The organism is Nocardia bovistercoris (genome assembly GCF_015674855.1).
In the GTDB taxonomy this organism is placed as follows: Bacteria; Actinomycetota; Actinomycetes; order Mycobacteriales; family Mycobacteriaceae; genus Nocardia; species Nocardia bovistercoris.
In genome coordinates, this window is the sequence record NZ_JADMLG010000010.1 from 119,746 (window position 1) to 143,301 (window position 23,556).

The window sequence follows — 23,556 nt, forward strand, 5'->3', positions numbered from 1 at the left end:
CGCCGACCGGCTCGACAGCGATCCGGGCCTGCGAGTTCACCTGCACTCGCCGGACCGGTCCCGGCACGGGTCGCGGCGAATTCGCGACGGTTCGTCGAAACCTGCGGCCGGGCGCGCGTGACAGTGGCAGGCTTGATCGGGCCATCCAGAACGGATGCGAAAGGACCGGCCCATGTTCACCAGCGTGATCGAACCTTTGCGAGAACTCGCCGAACAGAATCGCGACGTGATCGCCTTCGTGGTCGTCAACCTCGGCAACGCGGGACTCGGAATCGCCAAGTGGGGGTTCGACGCGGCGACTCCGCTGCTGCAGCAGTTCTTCTCCGAATATCCGCCGGGCGGCACGCACTGACCCGAACGCGCCGCCTACAGCCCTTCGGCGCGCGTCGCCGCGACCGTCTCGCGCGGCGCCGGATTTCGGCCGGCGCCCGACGGGCCGATGCCGTGCAGCATGAGCGGCACCACGGCGGTGCGGACGAACGCGCGGGCGGTCTCCTCGTCGCCGAAGTCGGCGCCCGCGGTGGGAGTGAGCATAAGCGAATGGGCGAAGCGCGCGACCAATTCGGCGACCGGGCGCGGGTCGTACCGGCCGACGACGCCTTTCTCCTGGGCCCCTTCGAGCACGCCGACGATATAGGAAATACCTTGGGAGACAAGCTCTTCGCCGCGCACGGTATAGAATTCGAGCGCTTCTTCGGGGGAGACGGCGAGCATCTGGGTCACCAGCGGATGGGTGCGGGTCAGATGCAGGACGTAGAGGACGGTTTCCTCGATCTGGGCTTCGACCCCGGAAGTGGTCGCCGCGATGGCGGTGGCCTCGGCGAGGATTCGGCGGATCTCGCGGTGTAGCACGGTTTCGATCAGATTCTCCTTGCCGGAGAATCGGCGATAAATCGTCACACGATTGATGCCGGAGCGGCGTGCGATATCGTCGAGGCTGCTGCGGCGAATGCCGACCTGGAGAATACGTTGCAATGCCGCGTCGAGGATCTTCTCGTCGAGTTCGTCATGGGCTCGCGCCATGCAGCGAACATACCGAGACGGTTTCACCGGGGCAAAACGGTGCGGTCGAATCCCACTGTCGAGACAATTCCGTGCCCGTTCGTTCACGAAATCGAAACAACGAAACCGGATGTATCCGTGCGCGATTCGGACGCACGCTCCGGCGCGGACGATCGGGGTCGGTCGGCGCCCGACCGAATCGCCCGGTCGGGCAACGAAACCGACCTCAGGCCGTGGACGCGTCGTTCGCGCGGATTTCGACGATCGGCAACACCAGTGCGGCGGGCGCACTCGCCGGAACCACCGCAGCCTTGGGGGTGACCGGCGCGATGCGGCGGTAACCGGAGTCCTGCGGTGGCCTGCTGTCGATCTCGCCCTTGTTCGGCCAGTAGGCCGCCGCGCGCTCGGCCTGTGCGGTGATGGTCAGCGAGGGATTCACGCCGAGATTCGCCGACACCGCGGCGCCGTCGACCACGCTCAGCGTGGGATAGCCGAACACCCGGTGATATCCGTCGATGACACCGTGCTCGGCGTCGGCGCCGATCGCCGCGCCGCCCAGGAAATGCGCTGTCATCGGGATATTGAAGATCTCACCCCAACTGCCGCCCGCGATTCCGCCGATCCGGTCCGCCACGCGGCGGGTGACGTCGTTGCCGACCGGAATCCAGGTGGGATTCGGTTCGCCGTGCCCCTGCTTGCTGGTGAGTTTGCGTCCGAACAGCCCGCGTTTGGTGTAGGTGGTGATCGAATTGTCCAAGTTCTGCATCACCAGCGAGATGATCGTCCGTTCGCTCCAGTTCTTGGTGGTCATGAAGCTGAACAGATCCAGCGGGCGGCGCAGCACCAGCAGCACGAATCGCAGCCAGCGCGGAATCCGGCCGCCGCCGTCGACCATGAGGGTTTGCAGCAGGCCCATGGCGTTGGAGCCTTTGCCGTAGCGGACCGGTTCGATGTGGGTGTCGGGTGTCGGGTGGATGGAGGAGGTGATGGCGACGCCCTTGGTGAAATCGACTCCGGGAGTGACCTTCTTGGTCGCAGCGCCGACGATCGACTCGGAATTGGTGCGGGTCAGCACCCCGAGGCGATCCGACAGCTTCGGCAGCACGCCGCGGTCGCGCATGTCGAACAGCAGTCGCTGGGTGCCGCGCGTGCCCGCGGCGAGCACCACGTGCGTGGCCGTGTACGTCGCGGGGCGCTTGCGGATCCGGGCTCCGGTGCGCACGGTCGACACGTCCCAGGTGCCATCGGGCAGCGGGCGCAGGCCGGTGGCCGTCGTCATCGGAATCACCCGCGCCCCCGCCTGTTCGGCGAGGTACAGGTAATTCTTGACCAGGGTGTTCTTGGCGCCGAATTTGCAGCCGACCATACAGTCGCCGCATTCCAGGCATCCGGTGCGCTCGGGCCCGACGCCGCCGAAGTACGGATCCGGCACCGTCTTTCCCGGTTCGCCGAAGAACACCCCGACCGGAGTCTGGACGAAGGTGTCGCCGACGCCCATATCGTCGGCGACCTTCTTGAACACCTCGTCGGCCGGTGTCATGTGCGGATTGCGCACCACGCCGAGCATTTTCTGCGCCTGCTCGTAGTAGGGCGCGAGTTCTTCGCGCCAGTCGGTGATGTCGCGCCACTGCGGATCGCGGAAGAACGGCTCCGGCGGAACGTAGAGAGTGTTGGCGTAGTTCAGCGACCCGCCGCCGACGCCCGCGCCGCCGAGGATGAGCACATCGCGCAGCAGGTGGATGCGCTGGATGCCGTAGCAGCCGAGCGCGGGCGCCCACAGGAATTTGCGCAGATCCCAACTGGTACGCGGCAATTCGTCGTCGGCGAAGCGCTGACCGGCCTCGAGGACGCCGACCCGGTAGCCCTTCTCCACCAAGCGCAGCGCCGTGACGCTGCCGCCGAAGCCGGACCCGATCACGAGCACATCGAAGTCCGTCGCTCGCTGGTTCATGTGGCTCTCCTAGATCGCGTCACCGGTGACGACACTAACATTACTCCCGGGTAGGTTATGGCCTTCGCCGGATGTCCGCCAGTATCGGCGGAGACCATGGGTGCGGGACGGATCCCGAGCGCGGGTGGTCGTTGCGGTGGCGTTGTCGGCCCACCCGCGGCGCGCTTCAGGCCGCAGGCCACACACCGAGGCCGGCCAGGCGCGTGGCGCCCGCGTCGGTGATCGCGAGCGCGCGGTCTCGGGGGCGGCGATTCAGCCAGCCTTGCTCCAGCATCGCCGCCATGACCGCCGAGCCGAGGCGTCCGGCGAGGTGCGGAGTGCCTTCGGTCCAGTCCGGGCAGCCGCGGACCGCCGGTGCGGAGCCCGTTGCCACACGGCTTATCCCGAGCGAACGAAGCAGCGGATGGTCGAACGAGCGGATCTCGCCCGATGCGCGAGGCAGCAGCGCGGTGATGACCCCGTCGCTCACCAGGACCCCGGTGATCGCCACGGCGAGCCTGCCGCCGAGATGGCTGTAGCAGGCGCGGGCGACCTGCAGACGACTGCCGGTGCGGGCCTGGCGGAGATTTTCCACCGGGAGTAGCGGTGACACCATGGCCAATGCCTCGATGGCGTTGGCGACTTCGGTGGATGCCAGTAGATGGAGACGACGGCGACCGGCGATCGTCACGGCGATGAGTCCCGCGTCGACGAGGTGGCGCAGGTGAGCGCTGGCCGCCGAAGCCGATACGCCCGCCGACCGGGCCAGGTCGCCCGCGGTGTGGGCGCGGCCGTCCATCAGGCGCAGCAGCATGGCGGCCCGCGTCGGGTCGGCGATGGCACGGCCGGTGGCCGCCAGGTCGTAGTCCGCATACACATTTTCAGGGTAGGACGCGGACTGTTCAGGCCTGCGTGAAATATTCCGATGTCACGATGACCGTCGCGGAATCCGGGTCGCGTTCCCTGCTCGACATCGATTTCGCCGCACCGATCACCGATCGTTGGTTCGAGGACTATCGGCCCGGCATGGTACTCGAATGCGGATACCGGACCGTTACCGAGTCCGAAATACTGATCGCGGTCTCGTGGTCACCCGTGCCGAACTTCTCGACCGAGCGGACCGTACCCCGATCAGCCCGCTGTTCATGAATCTTCTTCGTTGCCGTCCGAGACGGGAGGACGCGTCGTGGAACGGGTAGCCACTACCCGAACATGTGGGTTCCCGACCTAAATAGTGGTCGGATATCGTCGGGGGAGATCGAAAGCCTAGCGAATTGCTCGTTCGATCTGCTCGTGCTACCCGCCGCTGTGTACCGAACACAATTCTGCACGTCGCGTTCTCCGTATCGGGAGGGAAATCCGATGAAGGACCGAATACTGGAACTTGTCCGATCGACGTTCGACGAGATAAATCTGACACGGAGCGAGAAGATACCGCTCGACAATATCCTCGATATCGGATTGTATGGCGAGAACGGTTTGTTCGACTCGATGCACCTGGTCAGCTTCCTGAGCTTGTTGGAGGAGCAGATCGAGGACGAGCTCGACTTCCAGGTGTCGCTGACCTCGGAGAAGGCGGTGTCTCGCCGGGTGAGTCCGTTCTCCAGCGTGACCAACCTGGTCGGCTTCATCGAAGAAGAGTTGCAGGACGCCGGCGTCTCCGAAGCGGTGTGAGCCGGCCTGCCATGCTCATCTTGATCACCGGCACTCGGACCGGGGTCGGCCAGGCGCTCGCGCAGCAGCTGCTCGATCGTGGACACCAGATCGTCGGTTGCAGTAGAAGATCGGCGACGATCGAGCACGATCGTTACAGACATTACGAGGTCGACCTGACCCGGGCGGATCAGGTTCGTAGTCTGTTCACCGCCGTTCGGCGCGAATACGGCTATCTGGACGGCCTGATAAACAATGCGGGCACCTCGACGATGAATCACTTCATGATGACGCCGGGAGATGTCTCGCGGAAGATATTCGAGCTCAATTTCTTCGCGGTGCTCGACTGTTGTCGAGAGGCGACGAAACTCTTGCAGCGCAGCGCCGACCCGCCTTCGGCGATTTTGAACGTCTCCACCGTCGCCGTGCCGTGGGCGCTGGACGGCCAGTTGGTCTACTCGGCGAGCAAGAGCGCGATAGAGCAATTGACGCGGGTAATGAGCAAGGAACTCGCTGATTTCGAGATCAGGGTCAACGGCATCGGTCTGCCGCCGGTGCGGACAGTTCTCACCAGAACAGTTTCCAAGGCGAAGATCGACGAATTGATCCGCCGACAGACAATCAATCGGATGTGCAGCGTGGAAGATATTGTCGGACCAGTCGAATTTCTGATGACGCAGCAATCCGCCTTCGTGACCGGGGAGACGCTGTTTCTGGGCGGGGTGAACTGATGGGCAGCCACGAACTCTTCGATCGGTTGAAGCATCTCGGCGACCGCACCGCGATCATCGATGGTGACGTCGAGCATTCCTATCTCGATCTGCTCGAAGAGGTGCGATCCGCCGAAGCGCTACTTCGCGATTCGGGAGTGCGGCGGCACGACGTGGTCGTGCTGCACGGGGACTTCTCCTTCCGGTCCATCGCGATTCTCCTGGCGCTCTACGTGAACAAGAACATCGTCGTTCCGATCGTGCACCTCACCGACGCGGCACTGGCCACCATCTCCGATCACTGTGCCCCGGACCACCTGATCAGGATCGCCGACGGCATCGCGGTGCAGCCGTTCGGCGCTTCCGTGGACAGGGCGAAGCCCCAGATGTTCGAGGCGATCGTGGGTGCGGGTGCGTCGGGGCTGATCTTGCTCAGCAGCGGCAGCACCGGTAAGCCGAAAGCGATTCTGCACAATCTCGACGCCCTCGTCGAGGAGAAGCTCGCGGCTCGCGCCCGTACCGGCACGAAGGTGCCGAGTATTCTGATCTTCCTGTTGTTCGACCATATCGGCGGCATCAACACCGTCCTCGGTGCGGTTCTCGGCGGCAGTCCGGCGATCGTGCCGATCGAACGAACCCCCGACGCGGTGTGCGCCATGATCGAACGGCGCCAGGTCAGGGTGTTGCCAACCAGTCCGACTTTTCTCAACCTGATCCTCATCGGCGACTTCCACCGCAGGTACGACCTGTCTTGTCTCCGGTTGATCACCTACGGCACCGAGCCGATGCCCGCGGCATTGTTGCAGCGCTTGACCACCGCGTTTCCTCGGGTGAAGTTCGTGCAGACCTTCGGCACCAGCGAGACCGGGATCTCCACCACCGCCAGCGAGTCCTCGGGGAGCACCTACTTCAAGATCACCGATGCCGAGGTCGAGTTCCGGGTGGTCGAGGGCGAATTGCAGCTGAAGAGTCGGACGCAGTTCGTCGGGTACCTGAACTACCCGAACGAAGCGCTGACCCCCGATGGATGGTTCCGGACCGGAGATCTGGTGGAGGAGAGCGAGGACGGCTATCTGCGGGTCGTCGGACGGGCCAAAGAGGTCATCAATGTCGGCGGCGAGAAAGTTCTTCCACTGGAACTCGAATCGCTGTTGCTGTCCAGTCCGGTCATCGCCGACTGCACCGTCTACGGCGTGCCGAACAATATCACCGGCCAAGCCGTCTGCGTGGACGTGCAGACCGTCGAGCCGATGTCGAAAACGGAGCTGCGCCGCCACGTGCACGAATTCCTGGCGGGGCGGGTGGCGCAGTTCAAGATTCCCTCGAAAGTCAATCCGGTGACCGATATCGCGGTGTCGGAGCGGTTCAAGAAGAAAAGGATACTGTCCTGAAAGATCTCGTGCTGATCGGCGCCGGGAAATTCGCGCTGGAAGTCGCCCGGTATGTCGAGGACATGAACGCGGACCGTTCCGAATTCAGAATAGCCGGCTATCTGTCGGTCGCGGCCGAAGCGGACGTCGTCGACGCCGAGCTCGTGCTCGCCGAGCACCAGGTGCCGTCCTCGGCCGCCGTCGTCGTGGCGGTGGCGGACATCGGCGCACGTCGGGAGATCATCGACGGCTACGTTCGTCCCAGCGGACGTACCGCGGCCAACATCGTCCATCCCAGCACCAGAATCGATCCCGCGGCGCTCTCCGGCGACGGGAACGTACTCGGTCCGTGGTGCTACGTCGGCGTCGACACCCTCATCGGGAGTTTCAACGTCGTCAACTACCAGTGCTCGATAGGCCACCATTCTCGGCTCGGGTCGAATAATTTTCTCGCCCCCAATTTCAACTGCGGAAACAGCGTCGGCATCGGCGACGACAACTTCTTCGGGTTGAGTTGCACCGTCGCGCCCGAGGTGTCGGTCGGTGACCGCAGCGTCTTTCAGGCGGGTATCTGCCTGTTCGAGGATCCGCCGAGCGACCATTCGTATTTCCTGCCGAATCGGCTGAAGTCCATGAAATCGTTGAAGGAGATGACATGAAGCGTGCAAAAGTGCTTATCATCGGCGGCGGCCCGGCCGGGTGCATCGCGGGGCTGGCGCTCAACGGTCTCGGGCACGAGGTCGAGATATTCGAGAAGAGCCGGTTTCCGCGCTATCGAATCGGGGAGTCGTTCCTGCCCGGCACCCTGTCGATCCTGCACCGACTCGGGCTGTCCGACGCGTTGGAGGCGGCGGAATATGTCAAGAAGCCGTCCGCGACCTTCCTGTGGGGGCGTGATCAGGCGCCCTGGACCTTCTCCTTCAACACGCCGCGCACCGCACCGTGGGTATTCGATCACTCGATTCAGGTCGACCGGGGCGACTTCGACAAGCTTCTGCTCGACCAGGCACGGGCGCGCGGCGTCGTCGTGCACGAGAACGCGCTGGTCGAGAACGTCGATGTCGACGCGGCCGACTCGGTCTCGCTGACCGCGCGCAGCGGCGACGAATCGGAAACCCATACCGGGGATTTCGTGATCGACGCGGGCGGATCGGGCGGTCCGCTGGCCCGTCAGCTCGATGTGCGTCGTTTCGACGAGTTCTACAAGAACTTCGCCGTCTGGTCGTACTTCCGGCGAGACGACCCGTTCACCGGGGATCTGAAGGGCACCACCTACTCGATCACCTTCGAGGACGGCTGGGTGTGGATGATTCCGCTCAAAGGTGACATCTACAGCGTCGGTGTCGTCGTCGACCGGTCCAAGGTCGACGAAATGCGCAAAGTCGGTCGCGAGCAGTTCTATCGAGAAACCCTCGCACGCTGCGAGCGGGCCATGGAAATCCTGGACGGCGCCACTCCGTACGAAGAGGTACGGGTGGTCCACGACTGGTCCTACGACTCCGAGATCTTCTCCGGCGGAAGGTTCTTCCTGTGTGGGGACTCCGCCTGTTTCACCGACCCGCTGTTCTCCCAGGGCGTCCATCTGGCGGCGCAGTCCGCGGTGTCGGCGGCGGCGTCCATCGACCGCATCACCGCACACCCCGACGAGCAGGACGCTGTGCACCGGTGGTACAACCGCAGCTACCAGGAGACCTACGAGCAGTATCACGAGTTCTTGGCCTCCTTCTACACTTTCGCGTCGTTCACCGAGCCGGAGTCGGAATTCTGGCTGCGGCGTCGTATCGCGGAGTCCGACGACGACCGGCTGGAACGGCGCGGTTGGTTCGACAAGCTGATCGAGAAGGATCAGCAGAATCCGGACTGGTCGATCGGCGATTTCCGGGACCGCGCGTCGACCATGATCGCGATCGGCAGACATCAGCGCATGGAACTCAGCGACGAATTCTCCGACAACGAACTCAATCCGGCACGGGTGCGCTGGATCAGCGAGCTGACCAAACAACTCAACCGCATCACCCGACTGGAATGGAACGGCGGGGAGGTGATATTGGCGGACTACTACAAAGTCGACCCGCTGAGCTTCCGGTTGGAAGCCAAGAAGGTCCTGGCCAACGACAAGGGCCAGGACATGATCAAATACACGTTCGATGATGAACACCTCGGCATCTTCACCGACCTCAAGGAACAGGAGACCGGATACCGGGCGCTGGTGAAGAGCCTCGGCGATATCGGCCGTAAGGACGTCAGCTCACAGATCGTGATCCGGTTGATCGAGGCCGGGCTGATCACCGGCTACGACAAGCACGGCGAGCGGGTCGCGATCCAGGACCGGCTGCGCTTCGACGGCGTCGGTGTCGAGTACGAAGTGTGATGTCGGACCATCAGCTCGTCATGCTACTGGTCGACTTGGTCCTGATCACCGTCGCCGCGCGACTGTTGGGCAGGGTCGCCGAGATGCTCGGCCAGCCCGCGGTGATCGGCGAGATCGCCGCGGGCATCGTAGCGGGGCCGGTCGTGCTCGGCAGCACGATATCCACCGCGATATTCCCGCTCGACGTCCAGCACTACCTGGCGGCGTTCGCCAACGTCGGCATCGCCCTTTTCATGTTCCAGGCCGGACTGGAGATCGATCGGAATTCGTTCTCCGGCGCGCGTCGGTTGGTCACCTCCGTGTCGATCGCCGCGTACGCGGCGCCGTTCGTGCTCGGCATCGTGCTCGGGGCGACGCTGTTGGCCCGGCACGCGCAAGGACATTCGACCCGGTTCGCGTTCTTCCTCGGCGCGGCTCTCGCGGTGACGGCCTTTCCCGTGCTGGCTCGCATACTCGCCGAGCGCGGCCTGCTGCGCAGCAAGGTCGGCCAGATCGGATTGGCGGCGGCCGCGGTCAACGACGTGCTGGCGTGGACGGTTCTGTGCGTGTTGGTCGCGGCGACGAGCGCGAACTCCGCGCAGGGATGGCGTCTGATCGCGGTGGCGCCGTTCCTCGTCGCGATCGTCTCGATGCGCAGGCTGCTGCCGCGGCTGTCGCGGTCGGCGACGCCGAGCGCGCTGATCGCGGTCGGCATCAGCGGGACACTGATCTGCGGGGCCGCCACCGCGTGGATGGGCCTGCACCTCATCTTCGGCGCGTTCCTCTTCGGCCTGGTGTTCCCTCGGGAACACAGCGCTCTGCTCTTGGAGCACACCCGGCTGGTGAGCGCACTGTTCCTCCCGGCGTTCTTCGTGACCGCGGGCTTGCAGGTCAGCTTGAGCGGGTTGGATCGGGGCAGCGCATTGGAGCTGGGCGTGATCATCGCGGCCGCGGTGCTCGGCAAATTCGGTGGCACCTACGGCGCGGCGCGCCTGTGCGGCTCACCCCCGAGAGAGGCGGGGATGCTGGCGAGCCTGATGAACACCCGAGGGTTGACGGAACTGGTGATCTTGGTCGCGGGTCTGTCGCTCGGCTTGATCGGGCCGGAAATGTACTCGCTGTTGGTGATCGCGGCTCTGGTGACGACCGCGATGACCGCGCCGCTGCTGCGGCTGTTCGCCGGTCGCGCGCGGGTGCGTAGCCCGGGCGGGGATGCGCGAACGGTCGAGCCCGCCTTGAACGTCGGAACGTGAGGGCCGAGAAAGTGACAGTGCGAACGTCGGAATTGAATGTCGTGGTCAAGGGGTCGGGGTTGCCGATAGTGTTCCTGCACGGCTACGGGGTGGATCACCGCACCTTCCTGCCGTGCGAGGATGTCTTCACCGACGACGAACCTTGGCAGCGAATCTATGTCGACCTCCCCGGTTTCGGCGGGAGTCCGGCCGAGGGCACCGCGCCGAACGCCGACGCGTTTCTCGCGTTGATCGAGAGATTCGTCGACAACCGCATCGATTCCCGTTTCGCGGTGGTCGGCAATTCCTTCGGCGCGCAACTCGCCCGGCATCTGGTCGGAGCATTTCGTGATCGAGTGGTCGGTGCGGCCTTCTTCTCCCCGGTGCTGGTCGATCCGCGCGACGCGACGCTGCCGGAGAAGGTCTTTCCCCGGTCCAATCGTGAGTTGCGTGATCGACTCGACCCGGTCGAACGGGCGCTGTTCCGTGCCAACGCCATGGATCAGAGCTGGGGTGCGTGGGACCGGTTCGCCCGCTGTGTGCTGCCCGGATTACAGGTATACGACCGCGAGTTCGGCGAACTGTTGCGGGCCTCGTTCGTTCCGGTCGAGCGGGTGGAATACGAAAAGGGCTCGGTGGATATTCCGGCGCTGTTGATCACGGGACGGCAGGACACCATTGTCGGCTGGTCCGATCAGCAAATTCTGTCGCGTACCTACACTCGTATGGACAATGTGGTCCTCGACGCGTGCGGCCACAACCCGCACGTCGACAGGCCGGTCGCCTTCGACAGCTGCTTCCGGGAATGGGTCCGGCGGGTCGCCGCGGAGCTGCGATCGTGACCGGCGCACCGTTCACCCGAGCGTGAAGTATTCCGGTGCCAGGATGAGTTCCATGCGCTTCTCGATTCAGGATTGGTTTCGTGCCGCGTTCGTCATGTTCGGCGTCGGCTGGGGTGCGAATCAGTTCTCGCCCATGGCTGGGGTGTACGAGCGAGACACGAACCTGTCCGGCGCCGCCTTCGCCGCGCTGTTCGGCGTGTACGCGGCTGGGCTGATCCCGGCGCTGCTGATCACCGGAGCAGTGGCCGACCGGCGCGGGCGCCGGTGGGTGACGATCCGCACGGCCGTCTTGTCGATCGTGGCGACCATCGTACTGATCTGCGGACCGGGCGAGGTTGCGGTGATGGGCTCGGCGCGGTTCCTGGCCGGAATCGCCTCGGGCGCCGCCTTTGTCGCGGGAAGTGCCTGGGTGAAGGAACTGTCCGCGGGCGCCGCCGAAGGGGCGGGCGCCCGTCGGGCCGCGATCGCGTTGTCGGCGGGGTTCGGCGCCGGACCGCTCGTGTCCGGTGCGGTCGCGCAATGGCTGCCGCTCGCGACGAGTGCTCCGTATTTCCCGCATCTGGTGTTGATGCTCCCGGCGGTGCTGTTGGTCCGTCGGTGCCCCGATCCGGCGTCGACTCGGCTCGGGCCTCGGACGCCGCTGCCGGAGATGGTACGGACCCGAGGCTTCCTGGTCGGCGTTCTTCCGTGGGCGCCATGGGTTTTCGGAGCCGCGACGACATCTTTCGTGACCGCGGCGAAACTGGCCTCGGCACATGCGGGTGGCCTGCCGATCGCGTTCAGCGGCGCCGTGGCAGGTCTCACGCTACTGACCGGCGTGCTGATTCAGCCCTTGGCGCGGCGGTTGGATTCGCGTGGAGCGCAGTGGCCACCGGTTGTCGGCCTGCTGCTGGCAGGCGGTGGGTTCGTGGTCACCGCGGTGCTCGCCGAGACCGCGGGTGCGCGCTATCAGGTCGCGCTCATTCTGCCCGCCGCCGTGCTGCTCGGCGCCGCGTACGGAATTCTGCTGGTCGCGGGGTTGCTCGCGGTGCAACGACTGGCCGAGCCGGACGAACTGGCCTCCGCTGTCGCGGTGTTCTACACCCTGATCTACCTCGGATTCGCCGCTCCCTATCTGCTCGAGGTCCTGTCCGGCGGTGTGGACTGGGCGCCGTGGTTGATCGTGGAGGCGGTGGTGACATCGGTGACCGCGGCGGTGGTCGTGGTCAACGCGAGGGTGACGACAGCGCGCTCGGCGCCCGTACGGCACGACGAGGTAGTCGCCGCGCCGCTTTCGAGGAGCGTTTCAATCGATGAATGATCTTCCTGCCCAGTATTTTTCGTGCAGATGTCGCTTGAAGAGCTTGCCGCTGGGATCGCGCGGCAGTTCGTCGACGAAATCCACGGCGCGTGGGCATTTGTAGGAGGCGAGTCGAGCACGGCAGTAGGCGATCAATTCGGCTGCCGTGTCCTCGGCGGCCGACCGATCGGTCGGCTGCACCACCGCGCGGACCGATTCGCCCATCTCGCCATCGGGAACTCCGATCACCGCGGCATCGAGGACCGCCGGGTGTGTGGCCAGGACATCTTCCACCTCTTGCGGGTAGATGTTCACGCCGCCGGAAATGATCATATGAGCTTGCCGATCGGTCAGGTACAGATAGCCGTCGTCGTCCAGATACCCGATATCGCCGAAAGTGCGCCGGTCACGGTGTCGGTGATGCGCGACGGAGGCTGTCTTCTTCGGGTCGTTGTGGTATTCGAACGGCCGCCCACCGCCGAAATAGATGCTTCCGACCTGTCCGGACGGCAGGATTTCGCCGTCTTCGCCGACTATGAAGCAGTCCTGGGTCGGCCGTCCGACCGACCCGGGATGCGCCAGCCATTCCTTCGACGTGATATAGGTCGAGCCGATATCCTCTGTCCCGGAATAGTATTCGTTGACGATCGGCCCCAGCCATTCGATCATCGCTCGCTTGACCGGGATCGCACACGGCGCGGCGGAATGCACGATGTCGACCAGGCTGGAGAGGTCGTGGCGCTCGCGCAGCTCCCGCGGTAGTCGCAGCAAGCGCACGAACATCGTCGGCACCATCTGGGTATGGGTGACGCGGTGACGCTCGATCAAGGCGAGGCACTGCCGCGCGTCGAATCGCTCCATCACGATCACCGTGGCTCCGAACCGATGCAGGGACATCGAGAAGATCAGTGGCGCCCCGTGGTACAAGGGAGCCGGAGAAAGGAATACGACCGACTCCGACTCCCATTGTGTCAGAAGTCCGTTCGCGATCTGCACCGGAGCGGCGGACGGGTGCCCGAACTCGGTGCCCGGCAACGGTTTGCGCACCCCCTTCGGCCGCCCCGTGGTGCCGGACGAGTACAGCATCTCCCTGCCCTCGCGCTCGTCCTCGACCTCGATTCGCCGATGTTCGGCCAGCAGGTCCGCGTAGCGCTCGAACCCGTCGACGTCGCCCGCGACGCACACGCGCACCGGAATCCTCGACAGGTCGAGACCCGCGACGATCTCGGCCGTCGCGGAACTGGTCACGATGGCCTGCGCACCGCAGTCGTCGAGAATGTACTGCACCTCGCCGACGCGCAGGTGGTTGTTGACCGCCGTATAGTAGAGCCCTGAACGCTGTGCGGCCCAAGCGACTTCGAGGTACGCGCGGTTGTTCTCCATCAGGATGGCGATTTGGCCGCCCGCCGAGATGCCGCGTGCGCGTAGTGCACCGGCAAATCGCGCGGAACGGTCTTCCAGATCGGTGTAGGTCACGGTCTCCCCGCTCGTCGCCATCATGATCGCCACGCGCTCGGGGGTATCGATCGCGTGCAGGCTCGGTGTCGCCGCCTCGGCTGTTCTCCGGGAACGTGCGGGCCGCCGCGCGCCGCGGCCCGAGCCACCGGGTAATGGTGTCGTCTCGTCGGTCATCGCCACATCGTCGCAGTTGTGGGAGGCGCGAAACTGCTTGTCGCTCAGAGTCTGTCCGAAATCGACCATGGCTATGACCGATCTCGGGCAGGCCCGGTGCGCGAGGGTGTCCGCAGGCCCCGGTGGACCACCCCAACCCCGGCATCGTGCACTACTGTGGTAACGAGGTTCTCGGTCGACAACTACTCGGCTCAGCCGACAGGTCGACACCACTTGAGCAGACCTATCGGAGGCGGGCATGGCTGATGAATCCCTCTCGGCGACAAGAATGTACACCGAAGAACCGGCCGCGACTCCGCCGTCGGCGGAGTCGGCTCCCGAACTGATCAGCGATCTTCTGTTCATGGCAGCCACGGTGGAAACCGTCGAAGGCCTCAACCCTCGGATACTCGCCGACTTGAAGTGCAGTACAACCGCATTGGTGCGTGGCGACTTCCCTCGGGCTCTCGCGGACCTGGAACGGCTGTCGGTGGCACGCGATACCTCGCCCGAGTTCGACGATCATCTGACCGCGCTGCGAATGCTCATGCTGTCGCAGATCGACGAGCGGCGTGCCTACGATGTCGCCGCCGCGGTTCTGCACGGTGCGGCGAATCGCATCGCTTCTCGGGCTGTGGCCCTTGGCATTCGAGCGAATCGCAGCTGGACGACGGGTGATCTGGCCGCCGGGCTCTGGCAGCATCAGGTGGCCGTGCACGTATCGGCCGCGGCGGCGCCGATCTGGCGCGTGCACGCCCAGATCATGCTGGCGAAGCGGCTGGTCGATCTACGGATCATCGATCGAGCCGACCGACTGCTGTCGGACCTGCAGTCCGTCATCGACAGATCCGGCCTGCATGCCTTCGATTCCATACCTCTAGCCCTGCGGGCTGCCCTGCATCTACAGGCGGGCAGTCCGCGAAAGGCGCTGCGGACCGCCGCCCGCGCGATCGAAATCGCCACCCAGCATGGAACCGCGGCCGGAGTCGCGCGGGCACTGGTGATTTCGGCATCCGCCCACCTGCGGCTCGGTGAGATCGCGCATGCGGTCGAAGCCCTCGGCCGGATGCGATCGCAACCACACTACTACGCGCTATCGGATTCGGTCGCTCGTGCCGAGTTCCTCGAGATCGAGATCGCCGCCCTCGATTCCGGACCGAGGCTCGCGAGCATGCGGCTGCGATCGTCGCTGTATCTGATCGGCGCCGAGAGCGCGTGTTTCGCGGAGGATCCCTCGATGGCCGCACGGCTGGTCCGCATCGCGATACAGGGTGGCGATATGCCGTTGGCGGAGGGGGTGGCCGCCGCGGCGACTTCGATCGCACGCCGTAACCCCGGATTGTCCGCGCTGGAGGTCGGCTCGGTGCACGCGCGGGGAGTACTCACCTACGATCGCGCGCTTCTCGAATCGGCGCTCGAGTCCAGTCGGGATCCCTACGTGCGCAGTCGGATTCTCGCGGATATGGGTGCGTTGCCCGCGCGCCGATCGGCCCGTGCGGCGGGATCCGACGCCGCCCGTCCCGAGATCTCCGACCTCACCGATCGGGAAAGGGAGATCGCCGTTCTGGTCGGTCGAGGTCTGACCAATCGTCAAGTGGCGCGTCAGGTCGGCCTCACCGACCACACCGTGAACTTTCATCTGCGGAAGGTGTATCGCAAGCTCGAGATCTCGTCCAGGGCGCAACTCGGGCAGATAATCGCACGTGCCGAGTAGCGCGATCCGCGCGTACCGTCGACCGGGCGGCCGCCGCTACCAAGACAAGTAGTCGCGGGTAGTTCCGCGAGAAACGCCGAAATGCTGCACTAGAATTTCACCGTGCACCGGCACATCGCCGTGCGATTCGCAGAGGGAATTCGCGCATGCATCGACTGGGCATCATCGCGCTGCCGGGAGTTTCGGCTTATGAACTCGCGATTCCGTTGGAGGTCTTCTCGACCGTGTCGTCCGCCCGGGCGGGGCGACGCTATTCGGTCGAAATCCTGCGGTATGGAGAATTTCGGAACGATTTTCCATTCGATATGTCCCGAATCCCGCCCATAGGCGATGTGAAACGGCGATTCGATACGCTGGTGATTCCGCCCGCGCGCCCGTCGCCCGGAGCTTCCCCGGAGGCTCTGATCGAATTCCTCCGTGGCTCCTTCGAGCGCGGGACGCGCCTGGCATCGCTGTGTACCGGCGCTTTCGTGCTGGCGGGCACCGGTTTGCTGGATGGGTGCGACGCGACGACTCATTGGATGTACGCGAGTCGATTCCAGCAGTTGTTTCCTTTGGTCAAAGTACATCCTCGGGCGGTCTATGTCGACTCCGGATCATTGCTGTCCTCGGCGGGAAAGACTGCGGCCATGGATCTGTGTCTGCATATGGTGCGCAGGGATTGCGGGGACGCGGCCGCGGCCGCGTTGGCGCATCGCCTCGTGCTGCCGAGTCGGCATCAGGGAAATAGCGGCTATTTCGTATCGGGGCGCCCGGACGCCGCTCCCGATGCCGAGATCATCGAATTGCTCGCGTGGTTGTCGGCTCGGCTCGCGGCACCGGTAACGGTGCGCGAGCTGGCCGAGCACGCGAACATCAGTCCGCGCCAGCTGTCTCGTCGATTCCGGAGAACCGTCGGACTGCCGCCGGGAAAATGGATCGATCGAGAACGCATCCGCCGGGCGGTTCAGCTTTTGGAACGCACGGACCTGACGGTCGCGCGCATCGCAGCGGATACCGGATTCGGTTCATCCGAGGCGATGCGCAGAAGGTTCAAGACGGTGGTGGGGACGACGCCTGATCACTATCGAAAACTCGACTGTGGACCGGCGTCGGCGCGGAATCCGCCGGACTGTCGGCATCGGTGATGCGACGCAGGAAGCGCAGGAAGTCGCGATGGAGTTCGGGGCGGTAGCCGTGGCGGGCGGTGGTGGCCAGGTATTCGTCGGTGGCGGCCGCGACGGCTTGGCCCGCGATCGCGAACATCGGCCGGTCGGGTTCGAGTCCGGTGCGCAGCGCGAAGGCGTCGGCGGTCTGTGTGGTGAGCCTGGCCACCATGCGACTGCGGCTCAGCGCGCGCAGTCGCGGGTCGCTTTCGAGCAGGTCCCAGGCCAGCGCGGCCAGCTGTGGATCCTGGGTGGCCGCTTCGGCGCCGAGCCACTGTTCGAGGACGGAGACGAAGTCCGGATTCGAAGGGCTCGCCGCGAAGGCCGCCTGCAATCGCACACCCATCTCGTCGAACCACGAGAGCGCGAGGTCGATCTTGGCCGGGAAATACATCATGACCGTGCGACGGGCGACCTCGGCGCGTTCGGCGACGTTCGAGATCGTCGTCGCCTCGAAGCCCCGCTCGACGAACAATTCGAGCGCCGCGCGTTGGATGGCGATGCGCCGCTTGGTCTTCGCGCGCTCGCGCAAACCGCGGGGAGCGCTGTCTGCCGGGCTGTCAACCATGGATCGAATAGTAGTCCCCATTGCATCATTGCCCTCGAGGCTATTTTCGTCCTAGAGTCCGGATGACCCATATGGCAGTTCCGTCCGGTGCGCATGGTGATCGCGCCGCGCGCCGCGGAAAGAGAGGTGGCACCGATGCGTGCGGTGGTGGCGAAAGCCGGAGCGATCGAGGTGCAGGAGCTGCCCGACCCGACGCCGGGGCCGGGCCAGGTGCTGGTCGCACCGTCGGCGTGCGGCATCTGCGGGTCCGACCTACACCTGCTGGAAACCCAGGCCGCCATGCCGGATCTGGTTCCCGCGATCGTGCTCGGCCACGAGTACGTCGGCACGATCCTCGACTACGGACCGGACACCGAGCGGACCCTGCCGATCGGCTCGGTGGTGACCTCGGTGCCCTACCTCGATCAGCCGGACGGCCCACAGCTGATCGGACTGTCCCCGACCGTGACCGGCGCGTTGGCGGATGTCGTCGTCCTACAGGAGAGCAGGCTGGTCTCGGTCCCGTCGATACCACAGCCGGAGTACGCCGCGCTGACCGAGCCGCTGGCCGTCGGCGTGCACGCGGTCGGCGCCGCAGACCTCGCGCCGGGCGATGTCGCGCTGGTGGTGGGATGCGGGCCGGTCGGACTGTCGGTGATCGCGGCGTTGAAGGCCGTCGGCTCGGTCGAGGTGGTGGCCGCCGACTATTCCTCCGCGCGCCGGGCGCTGGCCGAGAAGTTCGGCGCCGACGTGGTCGTCGATCCGGCGCAGACCAGTCCCTACACCGCGTGGGCGCAACTGGCGGGCCCCGAAATACCTCCCTCGCCGCTGGTCGAAACCTTGCGCAGGCCCCGCACGGTCGTCTTCGAATGCGTCGGCGCGCCGGGCGTTCTGAACAGCGTCATGGAATCGGCGACCCCGCACACCCGCATCGTGGTCGTCGGCGTGTGCCAGCAGCCCGACACGATCACCCCGGCGATCGCCATCGTCAAGGAACTCGCCCTCCGCTTCGCCTTCGCCTACCGCCCCGACGAATTCGCCCGCGCGTCGCGGTGGATCACCGACGGCACCGTGGACGTCGGCCCCCTCGTCACCGCGACCCGCACCCTGGCCGATGCCGCGGGCGCGTTCGCCGACCTGCGCAACCCCGAGGACCACTGCAAGATCCTGCTCACCCCCTAGACCGACCGCGCCCGGTATACGGCGCTCCGGTCGGCCGAGCGGTGTGGAAGTATTCGGTCGATACCGATGGGCGAGGGGGATGCGGATCATGCGCGTGCGTGTGGGGACCAAAGGGCTGATCGCGGTGCTGGCGCTGGCGGCCACCGCGTGCGGGAGCGTCGTGGCGGGCACGCCGGTCGCGGAACCGGGAGGTCCGGCGCAGTCGAGTTCGTGGCCGTCGAGCACTCGCACGCCGGTTGCCCGGCCGTCGGGCTCGCGGACGCCGAGCGCGACGTCGACCCAGGCCGCCGGTGGCTCGCCGTTCGAGGAACATGCCGTCGACAACGAATGCGTACTGGATTCGTCCCAGATCAGCGCGCTGGCGGGGGTGAGTCTGGACGGCGGTCGCGACACCAGCACCAAACGCTCGGACGGCACCTACGGTCGAAGTTGCACCTACTACCTGACCGCGGGCGGCATCCTGTCGTTCACCGCGACCATCAAGGTCATGCGACCGCGGCAGGGGCGGGTCACCGACGAGATGATCGCGCAACGCAAGGAGCCCGGCGCCCGGGTGGTCACCGACATCGGCCGCGCGGTCCTCATCGAAGCCGATTCCGACTTCCCGCAGGTGTGGGTCTTCACCGACAGATTCGTCGCCACCATCGTCCTGGTCGGCAGCAACCTTTCCGCGCCGCCCACCGACGCTCGCTGGCGCGCGGCCGCCCGACAGATCGTGGCCGTCCTGCCCAGCTGAGCCGCGCCCCGTGCCTGATTCGAGTCGAAAATGGCCGGAAACGTAGGATAGATCACAATCGGAGGTCTCACCTCCGCTTCGAGGTACCGTCGGGTATGGGCATGTCGCGACGGCAGTTGTTGGGCGTCGGCGCCGCCGGTTCGGCCGCGCTGTTGGTCGGCACGTCGGCGGTGAGCAGCAGTCGGTTCCGGGCGCCGCGATGGTCGCACGACCCCTTCACCCTCGGCGTGGCCTCCGGTGATCCCACACCCGACGGGATGGTGCTGTGGACCAGGCTCGCGCCGGACCCGTTCGCCCCCGACGGTTCCGGCGGATCGGGGCGAAGCCCGGTCACCGTCGACTATCAGGTCGCCGAGGACGAGGCGTTCACGCGGGTGGTGCGATCGGGCGAGGCGGTGGCGACCAGGGAATCGGCGCACAGCGTGCACCCCGAGATCCACGGTCTCGCACCGGATCGCTGGTATTACTACCGCTTCCGGGCGGGATCGGTGATCTCGCCGGTGGGGCGCACCCGCACCGCGCCCGCCGCAGGCGCCCGACCGGATCGACTGCGTTTCGTCTTCGCGTCGTGTCAGGCGTGGAGCGACGGCTACTACACCGCCTACGACCACATCGCCGACGAAGATCTCGACCTGGTCGTGCATTTGGGGGACTACATCTACGAGGACGCCGTCTCGGGGCAGCGCACCGGGCGGTGGGTGGAGTCGCATCTGCGGCCCGAGGCGCGCGATCTGGCAGGCTACCGCCTGCGCTACGCGCTGTCCAAGGTCGAGGCGCCACTACAGCGCGCGCACGCTCGGTTCCCGTGGCTGGTCACCATGGACGATCACGAAGTCGACGACAACTGGGCCTCGGGTTCCTCCGGCCTCGACCTCGACATCGATGTGCTACCCGCCGTCTTCCGCCGTCGCCGCGCCGCGGCCATGCGAGCCATGTACGAACACCAGCCGCTGCGACTGACACAGCGTCCGTCCGGCACGCGGGTCCACCTGCACCGTCGCTACAGCCACGGCGACCTCGCCGAGATCACCATGCTCGACACCCGCCAATACCGCACCCGCCAAGCCAGTCTCAACGGTGACCTGACCACCCACCGCAGGCAGCGCCGGGCCGCCGACCGGACCATTCTCGGCGCCGCGCAACGGGAATGGTTTCTCGACGGCCTCGCGCACTCCGACGCGCGCTGGCAGATCATCGGCAACCAGGTCGTCATGGGGCAGACCGACCACGATCCCGGCCCGGCGATATCGGTGTCGACCGACGCGTGGGACGGCTATGTGGCCGAACGCGATACCCTGCTCGCGACCGCCGCCGACCGCGGGGTGCGCAACCTCGTCGTCATCACCGGCGACCGGCACGAGAACTACGCCGCCGACCTGCGTCGCGACTACGCCGATCCCGACTCTGCGGTGGTCGGCAGCGAATTCACCGGAACCTCGGTGACCAGCGGCGGCGACGGTGTCGATGTCTACGACCACGGCCGCCGCCTGCTCGCGGCCAATCCGGACCTGAAGTTCTTCAACGCGCAACGTGGGTACGTCCGTGTCGAAGTCGATCGACAACTGTGGCGCAACGACTTCCGCGTCGTCCCCTACGTGACGCGGCCGGGCGCGCCGGTGCTGACCCGCGCCACCTACGTGGTGCGCGACGGCGAACCGGGCGTCATCGAGGCATGGCGCCCCGACCGCGCGACCGACTCCGAGCCGGAACTCGACCTCGACGACCTCGCGCAGCCCTCCGAGAGCATCCGCTGATTCCGGCGCCGCCGAGGACACGCGAGTCGGCGGTTACTTCAAGGCTTTTCGCCGTGTCGGATGCTAACGGGGCGTTGACTTGTGACGATGCGTTTCATACATCAATCCTTTTCGCCTTCGAAGGTGGTGCGGCCGTGCGTCGCTTGACTCTCCTGTTGTTCTCGATTCTCGGTGTCGTCGGTCTGTCGGTCGCGCCTGCCCAGGTCTCCGCCGCGCCCGCGTGCGCGTCGGGGTGGGGTTCACTGCCCGCGGTGAGCCGCGCCCAGGCGTCGGCGCCGCTGACCGGAATCCACGCGGGCCGCCACGACTGCTTCGACCGTTTGGTGTTCGACCTCAGCGGGCCCGCGACGGGCTACTACGTCGGCTATGTCGAGCAGGTCGGCATGGACGGTTCCGGCGCGCCGGTGCCGTTGCGCGGTACGGCCTTCTTGAACATCACCGTGAACGCCCCCGCCTACGATGCTTCGTTCACTTCCACCTACGACCCCGCCGATCGAACCGAACTCGTCGACGTGCGGGACTACCGGACCTTCCGGCAGGCGTCGTGGGCGGGCTCCTTCGAAGGTCAGACGCGGGTCGGGCTCGGTACGCGCGCCCGACTCCCGTTCAAGGTCTACACCCTCGACGGTCCTGGCAGCGGCTCGCGCGTCGTGGTCGACGTGGCGCATTCCTGGTGAGGTGTCGAGGCGGCGGAGTTTCGCGGGTCCGCTCGTGGGTAGCACGGTCTCGGTTCGGGGTTCGGTAGGTCCGATCCTCGACCGACGATCGCGTATTCGGTCACCGGGAAAGACCGGTGAGCGGGTTCGCGGCCGTCGACCACTTGCCCGTCATCGAAACAAGAAGTCGTCATGATTATTCTCGGAATCATCCTTCTGGTAGTGGGATTCCTTTTCGGTATCCCGATTCTGTGGACCATCGGGCTCGTCGTCCTGGTCATCGGCTTGGTGCTGTTGCTGCTGGGGTCGATGGGCCGCGCCGTCGGCGGACGCCGCCACTACTACTGACCGCGTGACAGTAGAGAGCGCTGCTCTCGTTTGTTGACATTGCTCTCTGTAGAGAGCATCGTTGCTATATGCCGACCACGCCGAGAACCCGCGCTCGCGCGCAGACCATGGAAGACATCGTCCGAATCGGTCGCCGACACCTGGCGACCGACGGCGCGGCCGCGCTGTCGCTGCGTGCCGTCGCCCGCGAACTGGGCGTGGTGTCCTCGGCGGTCTACCGGTACGTTCGCAGTCGCGACGAACTGCTGACCCTGCTCGTGGTCGACGGCTACACCGACCTCGGCGACACCGTCGACGCGGCGCTGGCCGAGGCGCCCGACGAACCCGCCGAACAGTTCCGTGTCCTCGCGCGCACGGTGCTGAGCTGGGCCCGCGCCGAACCCTCGCGCTACGGACTGCTTTTCGGCACGCCGGTGCCCGGCTACGACGCGCCCGCCGAGCAGACCACCGCCCCCGGCACCCGCGTCGTGATCGCCATGCAACGGATCTTCGCCCGCGCCTACGAGCGCGGCCTGCTGACCGCGCCCGCCGGTGAGCGGTCCGTATCCGTGCCGCTCACCGAAAGTTTCGACGCGATCAGGGACTTCCTCGGGCTCGAGGTGCCGGACTGGCTGATGCTGCGCGGGGTGACGGTATGGCCCGCGCTGTTCGGCACGGTCGGCTTCGACGTGTTCGACCAGTACGGCGCGGACACCTTCGCCGACCGGGACGAGTTGTTCGAACGCCAACTCGACGGCCTGCTCGCCGTGGTGGGATTCCGACCCGGATCGTGACGGGCGCGGATGGGCAACGCCCCGATGGGATTACGGCTGCGGCGATGTCTCTACCTGGGAACTTTCCGGTGTACACAGTATCGGTTGCCGTTGTCCGGGAACGTTGTCCCCGGGTATCGGGAGTGGCGCTTTCGACCCAGTCGAGTACCCAAACCGGGGCGGTGCCATACTTCTGATTCCGATCTGAACGTGAGCGTTCGGCGCTCGCGCGCTATTCTGCTGACAGCATCGCGGAAATACACCGAAGAGACAGTGCTGAATTAGAACAAGGGGGCTCCTATGGCCGAGAAGGTAACTGTCACCCTGGTCGACGACTTCGACGGAACTTCGATCGCCGACGAAACCGTTCAATTCTCCCTGGACGGGGTCGATTACGAAATCGACCTGTCCACTCCCAACGCGACGGAACTGCGTCATTCCCTGGAGCTGTGGGTGGATAAGGCGCGCCGCACCGGCGGGCGTACCAAACGCTCGCTGATCGCGAAGACGCCCTCGGCGGCGGATCGCGAACGCAGTGCGATCATTCGCGATTGGGCGCGGCGCAACGGCCATCCGGTATCCGCGCGCGGGCGCGTCGCTTCCGGTGTCGTGGAAGCCTACGAACGCGCCACGGCCTGAGTTCACCGCGTCCGCTGTGCGCCCGCGGGGATGAGCCCTGGGAGACCTCACAATCCGGATTCGCCGACTTAGGTGGTTCGCCCGAGTCGGGCGCTCGACCGGAA

General features: G+C 65.7%; 23 protein-coding genes. 18 read left to right on the forward strand and 5 right to left on the reverse strand.

Annotated elements, in window-relative coordinates; genetic code table 11:
• Positions 1 to 172 precede the first annotated feature (172 nt).
• Positions 173 to 352 carry a hypothetical protein gene (locus IT779_RS23550; protein ID WP_196151570.1) on the forward strand — a complete coding sequence of 60 codons (180 nt, stop codon included), beginning with the start codon at positions 173 to 175 and terminating at the stop codon, positions 350 to 352.
• Between the two features lie 14 nt (positions 353 to 366).
• On the opposite strand, the gene IT779_RS23555 is transcribed toward IT779_RS23550, so the two are convergent.
• The 3 genes from IT779_RS23555 to IT779_RS23565 all read right to left on the reverse strand — a co-directional run bounded on the left by IT779_RS23555 (position 367) and on the right by IT779_RS23565 (position 3,809).
• Positions 367 to 1,023, reverse strand: a complete 657-nt coding sequence (locus IT779_RS23555) for a TetR/AcrR family transcriptional regulator (RefSeq protein ID WP_196151571.1) — start codon at positions 1,021 to 1,023, stop codon at positions 367 to 369.
• 205 nt (positions 1,024 to 1,228) lie between these two features.
• Positions 1,229 to 2,953: a GMC oxidoreductase gene (locus tag IT779_RS23560; protein WP_196151572.1), complete on the reverse strand. Its 1,725-nt coding sequence runs from the start codon at positions 2,951 to 2,953 to the stop codon at positions 1,229 to 1,231.
• A 166-nt stretch (positions 2,954 to 3,119) separates the two neighbouring features.
• Positions 3,120 to 3,809, reverse strand: coding sequence for an ArsR/SmtB family transcription factor (locus IT779_RS23565; RefSeq protein WP_196151573.1), 690 nt, complete (start codon positions 3,807 to 3,809; stop codon positions 3,120 to 3,122).
• Between the two features lie 485 nt (positions 3,810 to 4,294).
• On the opposite strand from IT779_RS23565, the gene IT779_RS23570 reads away from it, so the two are divergent.
• The 8 genes from IT779_RS23570 to IT779_RS23605 are packed head-to-tail and all read left to right on the forward strand — an operon-like array spanning position 4,295 to position 12,389.
• Complete coding sequence (locus IT779_RS23570; RefSeq protein ID WP_196151574.1) at positions 4,295 to 4,606, forward strand: hypothetical protein; 312 nt, start codon at positions 4,295 to 4,297, stop codon at positions 4,604 to 4,606.
• Between the two features lie 11 nt (positions 4,607 to 4,617).
• On the forward strand, positions 4,618 to 5,316 hold the full coding sequence (locus IT779_RS23575; RefSeq protein ID WP_196151575.1) for an SDR family NAD(P)-dependent oxidoreductase: 699 nt from the start codon (positions 4,618 to 4,620) through the stop codon (positions 5,314 to 5,316).
• Positions 5,217 to 6,686, forward strand: coding sequence for a class I adenylate-forming enzyme family protein (locus IT779_RS23580; protein ID WP_198428863.1), 1,470 nt, complete (start codon positions 5,217 to 5,219; stop codon positions 6,684 to 6,686). The genes IT779_RS23575 and IT779_RS23580 overlap by 100 nt, the downstream gene beginning before the upstream one ends.
• 8 nt (positions 6,687 to 6,694) lie before the next feature.
• Positions 6,695 to 7,324, forward strand: a complete 630-nt coding sequence (locus tag IT779_RS23585; protein WP_196151576.1) for an LbetaH domain-containing protein — start codon at positions 6,695 to 6,697, stop codon at positions 7,322 to 7,324.
• Positions 7,321 to 9,036, forward strand: a complete 1,716-nt coding sequence (cmlS, locus tag IT779_RS23590; RefSeq protein ID WP_196151577.1) for a chloramphenicol-biosynthetic FADH2-dependent halogenase CmlS — start codon at positions 7,321 to 7,323, stop codon at positions 9,034 to 9,036. Before IT779_RS23585 ends, cmlS begins: the two co-directional genes overlap by 4 nt.
• Entirely contained in the window at positions 9,036 to 10,268 is a 1,233-nt protein-coding gene (locus IT779_RS23595; protein WP_196151578.1) for a cation:proton antiporter, read from the forward strand. The genes cmlS and IT779_RS23595 overlap by 1 nt, the downstream gene beginning before the upstream one ends.
• 11 nt (positions 10,269 to 10,279) lie before the next feature.
• Entirely contained in the window at positions 10,280 to 11,089 is an 810-nt protein-coding gene (locus tag IT779_RS23600; protein WP_196151579.1) for an alpha/beta fold hydrolase, read from the forward strand.
• A 52-nt stretch (positions 11,090 to 11,141) separates the two neighbouring features.
• Positions 11,142 to 12,389 carry an MFS transporter gene (locus IT779_RS23605; protein WP_196151580.1) on the forward strand — a complete coding sequence of 416 codons (1,248 nt, stop codon included), beginning with the start codon at positions 11,142 to 11,144 and terminating at the stop codon, positions 12,387 to 12,389.
• Here the strand turns inward: IT779_RS23605 and IT779_RS23610 are convergent.
• Positions 12,375 to 14,000 carry an AMP-binding protein gene (locus IT779_RS23610; protein ID WP_196151581.1) on the reverse strand — a complete coding sequence of 542 codons (1,626 nt, stop codon included), beginning with the start codon at positions 13,998 to 14,000 and terminating at the stop codon, positions 12,375 to 12,377. The genes IT779_RS23605 and IT779_RS23610 overlap by 15 nt on opposite strands.
• Positions 14,001 to 14,238: 238 nt before the next feature.
• On the opposite strand from IT779_RS23610, the gene IT779_RS23615 reads away from it, so the two are divergent.
• Entirely contained in the window at positions 14,239 to 15,693 is a 1,455-nt protein-coding gene (locus IT779_RS23615; protein ID WP_196151582.1) for a response regulator transcription factor, read from the forward strand.
• 146 nt (positions 15,694 to 15,839) lie between these two features.
• A complete protein-coding gene (locus tag IT779_RS23620) occupies positions 15,840 to 16,820 on the forward strand; it encodes a GlxA family transcriptional regulator (RefSeq protein ID WP_196151583.1) in 981 nt (326 codons plus the stop codon).
• Here IT779_RS23620 and IT779_RS23625 read toward each other — a convergent pair.
• On the reverse strand, positions 16,726 to 17,406 hold the full coding sequence (locus tag IT779_RS23625; protein ID WP_196151584.1) for a TetR/AcrR family transcriptional regulator: 681 nt from the start codon (positions 17,404 to 17,406) through the stop codon (positions 16,726 to 16,728). The two genes, IT779_RS23620 and IT779_RS23625, sit on opposite strands and share 95 nt — an antisense overlap.
• Before the next feature lie 135 nt (positions 17,407 to 17,541).
• Between IT779_RS23625 and IT779_RS23630 the strand changes: the two genes are divergently transcribed.
• The 7 genes from IT779_RS23630 to IT779_RS23660 all read left to right on the forward strand — a co-directional run bounded on the left by IT779_RS23630 (position 17,542) and on the right by IT779_RS23660 (position 23,452).
• The gene (locus tag IT779_RS23630; protein ID WP_196151585.1) at positions 17,542 to 18,567 is read left to right on the forward strand and encodes a zinc-binding dehydrogenase; all 1,026 of its coding nucleotides are present in this window, start codon (positions 17,542 to 17,544) and stop codon (positions 18,565 to 18,567) included.
• A gap of 88 nt (positions 18,568 to 18,655) precedes the next feature.
• Positions 18,656 to 19,303 carry a hypothetical protein gene (locus IT779_RS23635; protein WP_196151586.1) on the forward strand — a complete coding sequence of 216 codons (648 nt, stop codon included), beginning with the start codon at positions 18,656 to 18,658 and terminating at the stop codon, positions 19,301 to 19,303.
• A 95-nt stretch (positions 19,304 to 19,398) separates the two neighbouring features.
• Positions 19,399 to 21,057, forward strand: a complete 1,659-nt coding sequence (locus IT779_RS23640) for an alkaline phosphatase D family protein (RefSeq protein WP_196151587.1) — start codon at positions 19,399 to 19,401, stop codon at positions 21,055 to 21,057.
• A 134-nt stretch (positions 21,058 to 21,191) separates the two neighbouring features.
• Entirely contained in the window at positions 21,192 to 21,734 is a 543-nt protein-coding gene (locus IT779_RS23645) for an AMIN-like domain-containing (lipo)protein (protein ID WP_196151588.1), read from the forward strand.
• 171 nt (positions 21,735 to 21,905) lie between these two features.
• Positions 21,906 to 22,061 carry a DUF6131 family protein gene (locus IT779_RS23650; protein WP_196151589.1) on the forward strand — a complete coding sequence of 52 codons (156 nt, stop codon included), beginning with the start codon at positions 21,906 to 21,908 and terminating at the stop codon, positions 22,059 to 22,061.
• A 68-nt stretch (positions 22,062 to 22,129) separates the two neighbouring features.
• On the forward strand, positions 22,130 to 22,834 hold the full coding sequence (locus IT779_RS23655; protein ID WP_196151590.1) for a TetR/AcrR family transcriptional regulator: 705 nt from the start codon (positions 22,130 to 22,132) through the stop codon (positions 22,832 to 22,834).
• A gap of 279 nt (positions 22,835 to 23,113) precedes the next feature.
• Positions 23,114 to 23,452, forward strand: a complete 339-nt coding sequence (locus tag IT779_RS23660) for a histone-like nucleoid-structuring protein Lsr2 (protein ID WP_196151591.1) — start codon at positions 23,114 to 23,116, stop codon at positions 23,450 to 23,452.
• The last annotated feature ends 104 nt before the right edge of the window (positions 23,453 to 23,556 follow it).

What these genes read in the sequence shown, in the direction of transcription:
- IT779_RS23610 (WP_196151581.1), bottom strand. Translation starts at nt 14,000, where the DNA reads ATGACCGACGAGACGACACCATTACCCGGTGGCTCGGGCCGCGGCGCG.
- IT779_RS23595 (WP_196151578.1), top strand. Translation starts at nt 9,036, where the DNA reads ATGTCGGACCATCAGCTCGTCATGCTACTGGTCGACTTGGTCCTGATC.
- IT779_RS23550 (WP_196151570.1), top strand. Translation starts at nt 173, where the DNA reads ATGTTCACCAGCGTGATCGAACCTTTGCGAGAACTCGCCGAACAGAAT.
- IT779_RS23615 (WP_196151582.1), top strand. Translation starts at nt 14,239, where the DNA reads ATGGCTGATGAATCCCTCTCGGCGACAAGAATGTACACCGAAGAACCG.
- IT779_RS23655 (WP_196151590.1), top strand. Translation starts at nt 22,130, where the DNA reads ATGCCGACCACGCCGAGAACCCGCGCTCGCGCGCAGACCATGGAAGAC.
- IT779_RS23660 (WP_196151591.1), top strand. Translation starts at nt 23,114, where the DNA reads ATGGCCGAGAAGGTAACTGTCACCCTGGTCGACGACTTCGACGGAACT.
- IT779_RS23555 (WP_196151571.1), bottom strand. Translation starts at nt 1,023, where the DNA reads ATGGCGCGAGCCCATGACGAACTCGACGAGAAGATCCTCGACGCGGCA.
- IT779_RS23625 (WP_196151584.1), bottom strand. Translation starts at nt 17,406, where the DNA reads ATGGTTGACAGCCCGGCAGACAGCGCTCCCCGCGGTTTGCGCGAGCGC.
- cmlS (WP_196151577.1), top strand. Translation starts at nt 7,321, where the DNA reads ATGAAGCGTGCAAAAGTGCTTATCATCGGCGGCGGCCCGGCCGGGTGC.
- IT779_RS23560 (WP_196151572.1), bottom strand. Translation starts at nt 2,953, where the DNA reads ATGAACCAGCGAGCGACGGACTTCGATGTGCTCGTGATCGGGTCCGGC.
- IT779_RS23575 (WP_196151575.1), top strand. Translation starts at nt 4,618, where the DNA reads ATGCTCATCTTGATCACCGGCACTCGGACCGGGGTCGGCCAGGCGCTC.
- IT779_RS23570 (WP_196151574.1), top strand. Translation starts at nt 4,295, where the DNA reads ATGAAGGACCGAATACTGGAACTTGTCCGATCGACGTTCGACGAGATA.
- IT779_RS23620 (WP_196151583.1), top strand. Translation starts at nt 15,840, where the DNA reads ATGCATCGACTGGGCATCATCGCGCTGCCGGGAGTTTCGGCTTATGAA.
- IT779_RS23605 (WP_196151580.1), top strand. Translation starts at nt 11,142, where the DNA reads ATGCGCTTCTCGATTCAGGATTGGTTTCGTGCCGCGTTCGTCATGTTC.
- IT779_RS23640 (WP_196151587.1), top strand. Translation starts at nt 19,399, where the DNA reads ATGGGCATGTCGCGACGGCAGTTGTTGGGCGTCGGCGCCGCCGGTTCG.
- IT779_RS23635 (WP_196151586.1), top strand. Translation starts at nt 18,656, where the DNA reads ATGCGCGTGCGTGTGGGGACCAAAGGGCTGATCGCGGTGCTGGCGCTG.
- IT779_RS23630 (WP_196151585.1), top strand. Translation starts at nt 17,542, where the DNA reads ATGCGTGCGGTGGTGGCGAAAGCCGGAGCGATCGAGGTGCAGGAGCTG.
- IT779_RS23650 (WP_196151589.1), top strand. Translation starts at nt 21,906, where the DNA reads ATGATTATTCTCGGAATCATCCTTCTGGTAGTGGGATTCCTTTTCGGT.